This window comes from Pseudomonas sp. NY15354 (assembly GCF_048068075.1).
In the GTDB taxonomy this organism is placed as follows: Bacteria; Pseudomonadota; Gammaproteobacteria; order Pseudomonadales; family Pseudomonadaceae; genus Aquipseudomonas; species Aquipseudomonas guariconensis_C.
The window spans coordinates 29,572-41,726 of record NZ_JBLUPV010000007.1; the positions used below are offsets into that span (position 1 = coordinate 29,572).

Here is a 12,155-nt window from a genome sequence, read left to right on the forward strand (position 1 = left end):
TGACATATAAAGAGAGAATCGTCGCAACCCCCATGCCAGCCTGATGTCTTCTTTCTGAACACCTGCCATGGCAGGGCCCAGGCGAAGGAGAGGCTATCGGCTAGCATGCAAAGGACGGATTCCTTCAGAATTGACCATGCAACTTGCCCGATTTTTCCGACACTAATTGAGATCAATCCCGAAGGAGCGCAGGAAAATGGAATCAGCCCAGGACAACCAAGGCCGCATTCTGCTGGTGGATGACGAATCCGCGATCCTGCGAACCTTCCGCTATTGCCTGGAAGACGAGGGCTACAGCGTGGCCACGGCCAGCAGTGCCGCCCAGGCCGAAGCCTTGCTACAACGCCAGGTGTTCGACCTGTGCTTCCTCGACCTGCGCCTGGGCGAGGACAATGGCCTCGACGTGTTGGCCCAGATGCGCATCCAGGCGCCGTGGATGCGCGTGGTCATCGTCACCGCCCACTCAGCGGTCGACACAGCAGTGGATGCCATCCAGGCCGGTGCGGCTGATTACCTGGTCAAACCCTGCAGCCCCGACCAACTGCGCCTGGCCACCGCCAAGCAGCTGGAGGTCCGTCAGTTATCCGCTCGCCTGGAGGCCCTCGAGGGCGAGGTGCGCAAGCCCAAGGACGGTTTGGACTCTCATAGCCCGGCCATGATGGCGGTGCTGGAAACCGCCCGGCAGGTGGCGAGCACCGATGCCAACATTCTCATTCTGGGCGAATCCGGCACCGGCAAAGGCGAACTGGCCCGCGCCATCCATGGCTGGAGCAAGCGAACGCGCAAGGCCTGCGTGACTATCAACTGCCCGTCGCTCAATGCCGAGCTGATGGAAAGCGAGCTGTTCGGCCATACCCGCGGTGCCTTCACCGGGGCCAGCGAAAGCACCCTCGGCCGCGTCAGCCAGGCGGACGGCGGCACGTTGTTTCTCGATGAAATCGGCGACTTCCCCCTGACCCTGCAGCCCAAGTTGCTGCGGTTCATCCAGGACAAGGAGTACGAGCGGGTCGGTGACCCTGTCACCCGTCGCGCCGATGTGCGCATCCTCGCAGCGACCAACCTCAACCTCGAAGAAATGGTCCGTGATGGGCGCTTCCGCGAGGACCTGCTGTACCGCTTGAATGTCATCACCCTGCACCTGCCGCCCCTGCGCGAACGCAGCGAAGACATCCTCATGCTCGCCGAGCGTTTCCTGGCCCGCTTCGTCAAGGAATACGCCCGGCCCGCGCGGATGTTCAGCGACGAGGCCCGAACGGCACTGCTCAACTACCGCTGGCCGGGCAACATCCGCGAACTGCGCAACGTGGTGGAACGGGCGAGCATCATCTGCTCGCAGGAGCGTGTGGAAGTCAGCCACCTGGGCATGGCCGAGCCGCCCACCAGCAACGCACCACGCATCGGCGCCGCCCTGAGCCTGGACGAGCTCGAACGGGCGCACATCGGCGCGGTGCTGGCGGCCAGCGATACCCTGGACCAGGCGGCCAAGACGCTGGGTATCGATGCCTCGACCCTGTATCGCAAGCGCAAGCAGTACAACCTATGAAATGGCCCATGAAGCTGCGCACGCGGCTTTTCCTGAGCATCTCGGCCTTGGTCACGGTGGCGTTGCTCGGCCTGCTGTTCGGGCTGGTCAGCGTAATGCAGATGGCCACCATGCAGCAGCGATTGGTGCGCGATACCACCCATACGCTGGAGATAGGGCTCAAGCTGCGCCAGAACCTGGGCGAGCAGCTGAAGCTCATCCTCGATGCGGACACTGACCCACGCAACCTGGTTACGCTACAAGAAGACTTCCAGAGTCTGCTCACCCAAGGCCTCGCCGAAGGCGGCGAGCGCACCGCCTTCAGCAAGGCCAGCAGCAATTACGAAGCCTTCCTCCAGGCTTACCGCGACAGCGCGGCGCCTGCGCGTAGCATGGACACCGAGCAGCCCTTGGGCGCCGCTTTCAACCAGGTCCGTACCGACCTGATCGACTCGCACAAGCAAGCCCTGGAACACGTTACCCGCAGCGAGGAACAGGCGCGCGACCGCGCCTTGCTGATCAGCGGCGTACTTGGCCTGATGGGCCTGGCGGTGCTGGTGCTCGGGTTCGTCACGGCGCACAACATCGCGCGACGCTTCGGACAACCCATCGAGGCCTTGGCCAAGGCTGCCGACCAGGTCGGCCAGGGCAATTTCGACGTCACCTTGCCGGTCACCCAGGCCACCGAGCTCAACCAGCTAACCCGGCGTTTCGGGCTGATGGCCGATGCCCTGCGCAAGCATCAGGCCACCAACATCGACGAATTGCTGGCCGGCCAACAGCGCCTGCAGGCTGTCCTGGACAGCATCGACGACGGCCTGCTGATCATCGACCGTCAGGGCCGCCTGGAACACTTGAACCCTGTAGCGCAACGCCAGTTGGGCTGGGACGCCAGCCGGGTCGGGACGGGCCTTGCCGAAGCGTTGCAGCGCCCGGAACTTGAGCAACAGCTGCGCCAGGTTCTGCGCGGCGGGAGCCTGGACCGGCCGCCGGACGACCTTTGCATCGAGGTGGACGACGAAACCCGACTACTGACCTACAGCCTGACGCCGGTCAGCCATCCACAAGGGCCGATCCTGGGCGCAGTGATGGTGCTGCACGACGTTACCGAGCAGCGGGCGTTCGAGCGGGTGCGCAGTGAGTTCGTCCTGCGTGCCTCCCACGAGCTGCGCACGCCGGTGACCGGCATGCACATGGCGTTCGGTCTGCTGCGAGAGCGGGTGACGTTTCCACCTCAAGCGCGGGAAAACGACCTGCTCGACACCATCGGCGAGGAAATGCAGCGCCTGACCCAGCTGATCAATGACCTGCTCAATTTCTCCCGCTACCAGAGCGGCCTGCAGAAGCTGGAGCTGTCGCCCTGCAGCATCGAGGAATTGCTCGAACGGGCCCATTCGCGCTTTGCCGAGCAGGCGGAGCAAAAACACATCGAACTGTTCATCGAACTGGAGCCCCCTCTGCCACGCATCCAGGCAGACGCGGCGCAGCTGGAGCGGGTGCTGGACAACCTGCTGCACAACGCGATCCGTCATACCGCCAACGACGGACGCATTCGTCTGCACGCACGACGGCACGCCGAGCGGGTAATCATTGGGGTCGAGGACAACGGCGAAGGCATCGCCTATGGGCAGCAAGCCCGGATCTTCGAGCCCTTCGTCCAGGTCGGACGCAAGAAAGGCGGGGCCGGGTTGGGCCTGGCGCTGTGCAAGGAGATCGTCCAACTGCATGGCGGCCGGATGGGCGTCCATTCCCGGCCGGGGCAGGGGACGCAGTTCTACATGACCCTGCCGGTGTAGGGCTCCCACAGTGCAGGGTGCTTTTCGCGGGTAAACCTGAGGGTTTTCGGCGCTCTCAATAGCACCGCTGTATCTGAGGGAGGGGGTTATCCGTGAAGCGGTCGCTGTCTGCTACTTGCTATTGCGCCGCTGGCGAGTCACCAGCTCGGTGAACTGCCGGGCAGTGAGCGGATGGGCGAACAGCCAGCCTTGGCCATAGTTGACACCTTCACTGTTGAGCAACTGCGCCTGGTCCTCGCATTCGATCCCTTCGGCGATGACCCGCAGGTGCAGGGAGTGGGCCATGCGAATGATATGCGGAGCCACGCCGCTGCTCGCGGCATCGTGCCCCAGTGCATCGATGAACGCCTTGTCGATCTTCAGGCAATCGACCGGGAGCGTTTGTAGATACGCCAGGCTGCAATAGCCTGTACCAAAATCGTCGATCAATACCTGATGCCCCACCGCGCGCAAGGCCTGCAGATTGTCACGCGCCACCACCACATCGATCAGCCCCCGCTCGGTCACCTCGAAGGCGATCTGGCTCGCAGCCACCCGATGATGTGCGAGCAATCGGGCCGCGACACGTCCAATGCGCGGGACCATCACGTCGCAGGCCGCCAGGTTCACCGAGATATACAGCGAGGGGTTGGCCCGCAGTAACTGGCCCAGTTGCTCCAGCACCCGTTGCAGCACGAAATCCGTGATCTGGCGGATCTGCCCGGTGTTCTCGGCCAACGGAATGAACAGGTCCGGGCTGGTCAGTGTGCCATCCGGTCGTAGCCAGCGCACCAGGGCCTCGGCACCGACGCAACGCCGGCTGTCGAGTTCGAAGATTGGCTGGTAGAGCACCTGCAGTTCGCCCCGGCGCAAGGCGTTTTGCAGCTCCGAGCTCATCGAGCGCCGTTGCAGGATCAGCTGCAGCACCAACCAGCCGACGCAACAGGCCAGTACCAGGCTGCCCGGAAACAGCAACCAGAGCATTCCGTTCATCTTCAGAGGCAGGCCCGCACGGGGCGCTATCAGCACCAGTTGGTAGTCGGGCGAGTTGGTCGGCATGTGATAGAGCAGCCAGTCGTTCTTCTCCAGCAACGACTGATTCGGTGGCGGCGGCCAGTCCACCGTTGGCGGAGGCCAACGTTGGGGCGGGCCGAGCACGGGAATGGCTCGGGTACCGTGATCGAGCACGACCAGCACGCTGCCACCGGGCGGCAAGTCGACCACATCGGAAAGATGGCCCCGCGAGGTGGACACCAGAAACTTGCCGCGCCCCAACATCAAGGCGGCGAGGTTCTCGTTCGGCTCGGTGCTGGTGTTGAGCCAATAGCTGTAGGTGGGGCCCTGGATGTCCGGGGCACGAAGGGGTTCGAGGGTGCTTTCGGCGCCACGGCTGGAGCAGACCACCGCACCGTCCACGTAAGCGGCCTCGTAGATGAATCGCGAACTCAGGCCGATCTGCTGCAAGGCCGCGACCATCGCAGCGTCGCACCCGCGCAGGGGTTGCGCCTGCAGTTGGTCAACACCTTCGCGCAGCTGGCCGAAAATCTGCTCCAGCCGCTCCAGAAAACGCTCGCCCCGGGCGTTCATCTGGGCGCTTTCGCTTTGTTTCATCTGTTGCAGCGCGACACCGAAGCTTCCAGCAAGCAGCACGATTGCGCTGGAAAATGCGGCCAGCCCAGCCAGCATCCAGGGACGGTGGAAAATTTGACGCAGTGTCGCAAGGAAGGCTGACATCACAGGCATCCAGTTGATTACCAAGAGGTATAGCAACTGTGCGAGAAGTCAGCCTGCCCGTTTGGCGTATGACACCATCAGAAAGGTTTCGTTACCGTTCCTTAGCGCGACTGATTCAATACCTGCAGCATCGCGGCCGTCTGCGCATCCGGCATACCGTCGAAGCGCTGTGGACGGAAACGCATCTGGAAAGCCGCTATCACATGACGAGTGGCCACATCGAGCTCGCCGGTCTGCTCGATGGCATAGCCGAAACGCGCCAGTTGCTGCTGATACCAGCTGATTGTCGGAGGATTGACGCTGAAATACGCCTGCTGTCGCGCCACGGCATTGGCCTGCGGCCACACACCCAGGCCTGCGTCGGCGAGGCGTTTCCAGGGGAACAGCGGCCCTGGGTCGAGCTTGCGCAGCGGCGCGATGTCACTGTGGCCAATGATGTGTCGCGGCTCGATGTGGTTGCGCTTGACGATATCCTTGAGCAACGCGATCAAGGCCTGGACCTGAGCCTCGCTGTAGGGGTGCCAGACGCGGCCGTTAGGGGTGTCGGTGTAGCCAGGATTGACGATCTCGATACCAATGGAGCTGGAGTTCAGCCAGGTGCGCCCTTGCCACTGACTGTCGCCGGCATGCCAGGCCCGACGGTTTTCATCCACCAGTTGATACACAGTGGCCGGCCCGTCACCGACCAGATAATGGCTGCTGACTTCGCCATGGGTCAGCAAGGCCAGGGAGCGATCCAGGGGTGCATTGGTGTAATGCAGGACGACGAACTGGATACGGCTGTCGTGGTTGACTGAGGGATGGCTACGGTCGATCCGCAGGCCGGTGGAGCAGCCAGCCAGCATCAACAACATCAGCCCGGCAAAAAGCGTTTTCATGGGAGAGGGCACGTCAGTAAAGTAATCGGCATCAGCGCTACAGTATAACGTGCACGTCTCGCTACAGCTCGGGAAACGCAATCACCGCGTGCACATCAAGAGAAACTCCAGGGCGTTATCGCCACTGGGCCCTTTCTTGTCGACCAGCTGAGTCATCACAGCGACCTTCTCGGCCAAAGGTTTGCCCGTTACCTTGGCCTGTCCATGCAGCTGGCGATCGTAACTGCTGGCATCGATGGCCGAGACCGCGCAAAAGCCGGGGTCTTGGCGCACAACCTGTTTGTTCAACGTCAGTTTGTACAAACTGAAGTAGTTGGGCTGGGGCTGATGCTTGATGTCGGTGATCCAGTTCGGGGACTGCCGCAGCAGCGTGCCGTCAGCCGCCACATGGGCAGTAAACACCTGCTCTTTGGCCATTGCGGTCGTCTGCATGGCCAGCACCATGGCAAAGACGGCCAACCCTTTCATTGCTTTCATTTGCTACTCCTGTCTGATCAAGGTGCCGAAACCTGCTCTTCAGGTTTTCGGCAGGCCATTGTCAGCGCCAGGGGCGCAGCGAATGCGGTAAATATAGCTATGCCTGTTCCACGCGGTTGCGGCCTTGATCCTTGGCCCGGTACAGCGCGTCATCCGCGCGCTTGAGGACCTGGTCGCCTCGCTCGCCCGTGCGGAAGGCGCTCAAGCCAATGGAGGTGGTGATCACCACCCGCTCGCCCTTGAAGTGGAATGGGCAGGCCTCGATGGCGGCCCGCAAGGTCTCGGCCAGCTTGAGGCCGACCGCAGGTGGGGTCTGCGGCAGCAGCACGACGAATTCCTCGCCGCCAAACCGGGCGATGAAATCCTGCCCGCGCAGACGCTTGCGCAACTGGTCGGCAACGATCTTGAGCACCTTGTCGCCGGCCAGGTGCCCATAGTTGTCGTTGATCCGCTTGAAGTGGTCCAGGTCGAGGATTGCCATCAGCAAGTGCCCGCCATTGGCCTGCCAATGCTGGACTTCACGCTCGACCCGCTCCGACCAGGCCGCGCGGTTGGGCAGCCCGGTGAGGGGGTCGAGCAGGGCTTTCTGGCGCTGCTCTTCGAGGTGCTCGCGGTAGCCGAGGGCTTCCTGCTCCATGTTCGCCACCCGATCGGCCAGGCCTTGCAAGCGGCCCGCCAGCTCCTGCTCGCGACGGTCGCGCTCATGCTGGTGCTCGTCCATGGTGCTCAGTAAACCTTCGAGGCGGTTCTCCAGGATGTGCTTGAGGCTGTCCACATCCGCAGCGCCCTGCACGCTGCTTTGCAGGCCATCGACCTGCTCACGCAACTGGTGGTCCAGTTCACGCGCGGCGCAGCTGTTGTCGGCATGCCCGGCGCTGGCCTCTTGCAGATGGCTCTGGAAGGTTTCCAGGCGCCCGTTGAGCTGCTGCAGGTAGGCTTCGAACTCGTGCTGGCCGCTGTCGGTGATGGCCAGCATGAGTACGGCCAGGTCATCGAGTACCGGAATCAGCTCGTACCAATTCAGCCCACGCGACACCCGCTCACGCATGGCCAGCGCCTGGGCCTTGTGGCGCTCCGGCAGGCTCAGGTCATCGAGCAGGCCGATCAGGGTTTGTTCGATGTGCGCCGCCACGGTGCTGTAGGGCGGCTCAACCGCATCTGGCAGGGCATACGGCCCGTCTTCTTCCGGTGCGCTTTGCGTGTCGACAGGCTCTGGTTCGGCGACGGCGACGGGCTCGTCGGCAGATTCGGCCTCGGTCGGTGGTAAGAGAACTGTCTCTGGGCTTTCCGCTTGCGGTAGCGGCTCCAGCGTATCCTCTTGCGCGCCAGGCTCGTCGGCAGCGGCCAGCTCAGGCCCCTCGATGTCAGGCGCAGGGTCCGATGCCTCCACCTCTTGCTGAGCGACCTCCACAGGCTCTGCCTGCGTTTGCGTCAAAGGCTGCAGTTCATCCACATCGGCCGATACCCCAGGCTCGGCCATTGGCCGTTCGTGAACCTCGGCAGGCCTGGCCTCGGCAACTGCGACAGCGGGCTCCAGCTCCGCCTCGCGGCCGCCGAACAGGCGCTGGAGGAATCCTGGTCGTGGTTCTTCATCGGGCCTTTGCAGCACGCTCAGGGCGCGCCCCTGCAGGCCGCTCAACTCGCCCAACAACGGCGGCAGCTCGCGGGACTGACTCACTCCACCATCGAGTTTCTTGGAGAGTTTCTTCAGGGGCCGGGCGATATCACCGGGCAAAGGCAAGCGCTGTAACTGCTCGACCAGAGAGGTCAAGGCTTCGCTGACCTGCGTCATACGGGTTTCGCGGCGCTGCTCGGAATCCAGCACGGCCTTTTCCAGGCGCGGCAACAACCCAGCGAGGCCGGCGTCCATATTGTCGCTGCGAATGACCTCGCGCATTTCCTTCATGCACTGATCGACTGTCTTGTCGCTGCCCTCGGCCGCCAGGGTGCTGCGCACCAGGCCGCGACGCAGCAAGTCGAGACGAGCCTCCCAACGGCGCTCCAGCTTCTCTTGCTGTTCGATGCTTTTGAGGTACTTCTCTTTCCAGCGCTCGCCTTCGTCTGTCATGCCTGGATCCGCAAACCGGTGATAGCAATCAGCCCAAAGCCGGCAGCGTATCCACAGTCAGTGCATCAGGCAAACGAATCTCGACAGCAACCGGAAGGTGGTCGGAAATTGGCTGAGCCAGCACCTCGACCCGTTCCAGGGTCAGGCTCGGGCTGAGCAGGATGTGGTCCAGGCAACGCTGGGGGCGCCAGCTGGGGAAAGTGGCCTCGACCTGAGGCGCGATCAGGCCCAGATCGCGAAGAGGCGAATGCTCGAGCAAGTCATTGGCGTGGGTGTTCATGTCGCCCATGAGCACCTGGTGACGGTAACCGCCGATCAGCTCACGGACATAGGCCAGTTGCCGGGCCCGGGTCTTGGCGCCGAGCGCCAGGTGCATCATCACCACGATCAGGGCGTCTTCGCCTTCGCCGAAACGCACCAATATCGCACCTCGACCGGCCGGGCCGGGCAGGGGGTGATCTTCAAGATGCTGGGGCTTGAGGCGGCTGAGCACGCCATTGCTGTGCTGCGCGAAACGCCCGAGATTGCGATTGAGCTGCTGGTACCAGTACGGGAAGGCCCCGAGTTGGGCCAAGTGCTCGACCTGATTGACATAGCCTGAGCGCAGGCTGCCACCATCGGCCTCCTGCAAGGCCACCAGGTCGAAATCGCCGAGCAGCTCACCGATGCGTTGCAGGTTGCCGGCACGCCCGGTATGCGGCAGCAGGTGCTGCCAACTGCGGGTCAGGTAGTGCCGATAGCGCTCGGTGCTGATACCGACCTGAATATTGAAGCTGAGCAACCGCAATCGCCCATCGGCCGGGAGGCCCGAGGCCTGCAGGTGATGCTCGTTGACCTGCGGCTGTCGCAGGCCAACCAGGCGCGTGGAGCGAAAGCGGCTCATGGGCAACGCCGCTTACTTAGCGGCGCGCTCCTTGGCGATCAGCTGGTCGGCGACATCCAGCACACCTTCCGGCCCGCCAGCGGTACCCAGGTCGAAGCGGTACTTGCCGTTGACGACCATGCTCGGTACGCCGGTGATTTCGTACTTCTTCGCCAGGTCCTTGGCCTGCTGCACCTGGCCTTTGATGGCGAAGGAATTGAAGGTGGCGAGGAATTTGTCCTTGTCCACGCCCTGGGTAGCGAGGAAGTCGGCCATTTCTTCAGGCTTGGTCAGGCGCATGCGCTTGTTCTGGATGGCATCGAAGACCGCGGCATGGACGTTGTGCTCGACGCCCATGGCTTCGAGGGTCAGGAACATCTGGCCGTGGGCATCCCAAGGGCCACCGAACATGGCGGGCACGCGCTTGAAGTTGACGTCGGCCGGCAGTTTTTCAGCCCACGGGTTGATGGTCGGTTCGAAGTGGTAGCAGTGCGGGCAGCCGTACCAGAACAGCTCGACGACTTCGATCTTGCCGGGCACGGAAACAGGAACGGGGTTGCTCAGCTCGAAATATTGCTGACCTTCGACAGGCTCCGCGGCCTGTACGGCGGTCATTCCGAATACGCTGGCGGCGACCAGCGCAGCGCTGAGAATCAGTTTACGCATGCTTTACTCCTAAGCAGTCATTGGTCGCCTCGACGCGACCGGTAGCTCAGACCGGTCGGGAAGGGCTCAAGTTCTCTAGTGTAACGGCTATGGACAGAAAAAAGGGCGGTCCAGGCCGCCCTTTCATCTTTGCCAGACAGCATTAACCGAACGTTAATGCGCAGGGCCTGTGCTCGCGACGAGCCTGTCCAGGCCTCAGTGCAAACCCTGGATGTAACTGGCCAAGGCCTCGATGTCCTTGTTGCTCAGTTTGCCCGCGACCGAACGCATGGTCATGGCATCGCCGTCGTTGGTACGGTTGCCCTCGCGGAAGTCGGTGAGCTGCTTGGCCACGTACTGGGCGTGCTGGCCACCCAAGTGCGGGAAGCCCGCCAGGGCGATACCCGCGCCATTGGGCGAATGGCAACCGGTGCAGGCCGGCATGCCTTTTTCCAGGTCGCCACCATTGAACAGCGCGCGACCACGCTCGACCAGCTTGGGATCAGCCGCACCGACGCTGCCCTTCTGGCTGGAGAAGTAGGCGGCGATGTCAGCCAGGTCCTGGTCGTTGAAGTTGGCCAGCATGCCGGTCATCTCCAGCACGGTACGCTTGCCGGACTTGATGTCGTGCAGCTGTTTTTCGAGGTAACGCTGGCCTTGGCCGGCAAGTTTGGGGAAGTTCGGCGCCAAGCTGTTGCCGTCGGGGTTGTGGCAGGCTCCACAGACGGCTGTCTTGGCCTGACCGGCAGCAGCATCGCCTTTGATGGGTTCCGCAGCATTGGCCGCACCTGCGACACCCATGGTCAACAGCAGACTCACGAATAGTTTGTTCATCAGCTAATCCAACACGGCTAGGGGTGAAATGTTATGTATCGGGACTTTCGCTCATCCAGAGGATGACAGACCGGTAGTCCTCGGTACTGCAGTCCATGCACAATCCACGCGGCGGCATAGCCTTGAAACCCTGGGTAACATGCGCCACCAGTGCGTCCATACCTTGCGCAAGCCTCGGTTTCCATGCTGCCCGGTCACCCCGCTGGGGGGCCTGTGGCAACTGCCCGGCGTGACAGGCCGCACACGTGCGGTTGTACAACACCTCGGGATCCTGTGTAGCCTGAGCGCTGAAAAACGGCAGGAACATACCGACAGCAAGCAGCCATTTCGCCATGCGCAACGACCTATCAGGGTTGGGGGCCGCGCTGCGTTCTAATGCGCGAGCTATTGTTCGACACCCCATGCACATCATCCTACGCCGGGATAATGCGCACACAAAAACTGGGGCATTATATACTTCCGCCATCCAAACGGAAACGACACAGCTTGCCGCGCCCAGCGCCTGAATGGCTGGCCTTGGCAACACCCATATCGGATATCCCATGCAAGTCAAAAACCCCATCCTCGGCCTCTGCCAGAAAGCCAAATTCGCCCTTAGCGCCGCCAAGGTCGAACAATGCCCTCAAGACCAGGGTTACGAGGTGGCTTTCGCCGGTCGTTCCAACGCTGGCAAATCCAGCGCCCTCAATACCCTGACCCATGCCAGCCTGGCGCGTACCTCGAAGACCCCCGGGCGCACCCAACTGTTGAATTTCTTCAGTCTGGACGATGAACGGCGTTTGGTCGACCTGCCAGGCTACGGATATGCAAAAGTCCCGATTCCGCTCAAGCAGCACTGGCAGCATCACCTGGAAGCCTACCTGGGCAGCCGAGAGTGTCTGCGCGGAGTGATCCTGCTGATGGATGTGCGCCACCCGATGACCGACTTCGACAAGATGATGCTCGACTGGTCCAAGGCCAGCGCCATGCCGATGCACATCCTGCTCACCAAAGCCGACAAGCTCACCTTCGGCGCGGCCAAGAACACGCTGCTCAAGGTGCAGTCGGAGATCCGCAAGGGTTGGGGTGAGGGCGTGACCATCCAGCTGTTCTCGGCACCCAAGCGCCAGGGGCTCGAGGAAGCCTATGGCGTGCTGGCCGAATGGATGGAACTGGAAGACAAGCCTGTAGCGTAAGACTGCGCCACACCCTGTGCAGGAGCAGCCGTGATCGCGAAAGGGCTGCGTAGCAGCCCGGCAACTTATGCGCTGACGCTGAGATTCCGAGGCCGCCCTGCGGCCTTTCGCGGCGCAAGGCCGCTCCTGGCGAGGGCATAGACAGGAATCGCGGGCAAAAAAAACCCCGGACTTCGTATGGGGAG

At 62.5% G+C, this 12,155-nt stretch carries 11 protein-coding genes; 3 read left to right on the forward strand and 8 right to left on the reverse strand.

Annotated elements, in window-relative coordinates; translation table 11 throughout:
• Nucleotides 1–196: 196 nt before the first annotated feature.
• Both algB and ACNFCH_RS09410 read left to right on the forward strand, forming a co-directional pair.
• Nucleotides 197–1,543, forward strand: coding sequence for a sigma-54-dependent response regulator transcription factor AlgB (gene algB / locus ACNFCH_RS09405; RefSeq protein WP_337159317.1), 1,347 nt, complete (start codon nt 197–199; stop codon nt 1,541–1,543).
• On the forward strand, nt 1,540–3,318 hold the full coding sequence (locus tag ACNFCH_RS09410) for a KinB sensor domain-containing domain (RefSeq protein ID WP_416742670.1): 1,779 nt from the start codon (nt 1,540–1,542) through the stop codon (nt 3,316–3,318). Before algB ends, ACNFCH_RS09410 begins: the two co-directional genes overlap by 4 nt.
• Before the next feature lie 111 nt (nt 3,319–3,429).
• Here ACNFCH_RS09410 and ACNFCH_RS09415 read toward each other — a convergent pair whose 3' ends face one another.
• The 8 genes from ACNFCH_RS09415 to ACNFCH_RS09450 all read right to left on the reverse strand — a co-directional run bounded on the left by ACNFCH_RS09415 (nt 3,430) and on the right by ACNFCH_RS09450 (nt 11,129).
• The gene (locus ACNFCH_RS09415; protein WP_337159319.1) at nt 3,430–5,031 is read right to left on the reverse strand and encodes an EAL domain-containing protein; all 1,602 of its coding nucleotides are present in this window, start codon (nt 5,029–5,031) and stop codon (nt 3,430–3,432) included.
• A gap of 101 nt (nt 5,032–5,132) precedes the next feature.
• Nucleotides 5,133–5,909 carry an N-acetylmuramoyl-L-alanine amidase gene (locus ACNFCH_RS09420; RefSeq protein ID WP_416742671.1) on the reverse strand — a complete coding sequence of 259 codons (777 nt, stop codon included), beginning with the start codon at nt 5,907–5,909 and terminating at the stop codon, nt 5,133–5,135.
• Between the two features lie 81 nt (nt 5,910–5,990).
• A complete protein-coding gene (locus ACNFCH_RS09425) occupies nt 5,991–6,386 on the reverse strand; it encodes a hypothetical protein (protein ID WP_337159320.1) in 396 nt (131 codons plus the stop codon).
• A gap of 97 nt (nt 6,387–6,483) precedes the next feature.
• Nucleotides 6,484–8,454 (reverse strand): diguanylate cyclase, encoded by a 1,971-nt coding sequence (locus ACNFCH_RS09430; RefSeq protein WP_416742672.1) that lies wholly within the window; start codon nt 8,452–8,454, stop codon nt 6,484–6,486.
• 28 nt (nt 8,455–8,482) lie between these two features.
• A complete protein-coding gene (locus tag ACNFCH_RS09435) occupies nt 8,483–9,337 on the reverse strand; it encodes an endonuclease/exonuclease/phosphatase family protein (RefSeq protein ID WP_196164315.1) in 855 nt (284 codons plus the stop codon).
• A gap of 12 nt (nt 9,338–9,349) precedes the next feature.
• Nucleotides 9,350–9,982, reverse strand: coding sequence for a thiol:disulfide interchange protein DsbA (gene dsbA, locus ACNFCH_RS09440; protein ID WP_196164316.1), 633 nt, complete (start codon nt 9,980–9,982; stop codon nt 9,350–9,352).
• A 195-nt stretch (nt 9,983–10,177) separates the two neighbouring features.
• On the reverse strand, nt 10,178–10,795 hold the full coding sequence (locus tag ACNFCH_RS09445; RefSeq protein WP_070091376.1) for a c-type cytochrome: 618 nt from the start codon (nt 10,793–10,795) through the stop codon (nt 10,178–10,180).
• 31 nt (nt 10,796–10,826) lie between these two features.
• Nucleotides 10,827–11,129 (reverse strand): c-type cytochrome, encoded by a 303-nt coding sequence (locus tag ACNFCH_RS09450; protein WP_337159322.1) that lies wholly within the window; start codon nt 11,127–11,129, stop codon nt 10,827–10,829.
• 208 nt (nt 11,130–11,337) lie between these two features.
• Here ACNFCH_RS09450 and yihA point away from each other — a divergent pair, with 208 nt between their 5' ends.
• A complete protein-coding gene (gene yihA / locus ACNFCH_RS09455) occupies nt 11,338–11,970 on the forward strand; it encodes a ribosome biogenesis GTP-binding protein YihA/YsxC (RefSeq protein WP_337159323.1) in 633 nt (210 codons plus the stop codon).
• Nucleotides 11,971–12,155 lie beyond the last annotated feature (185 nt).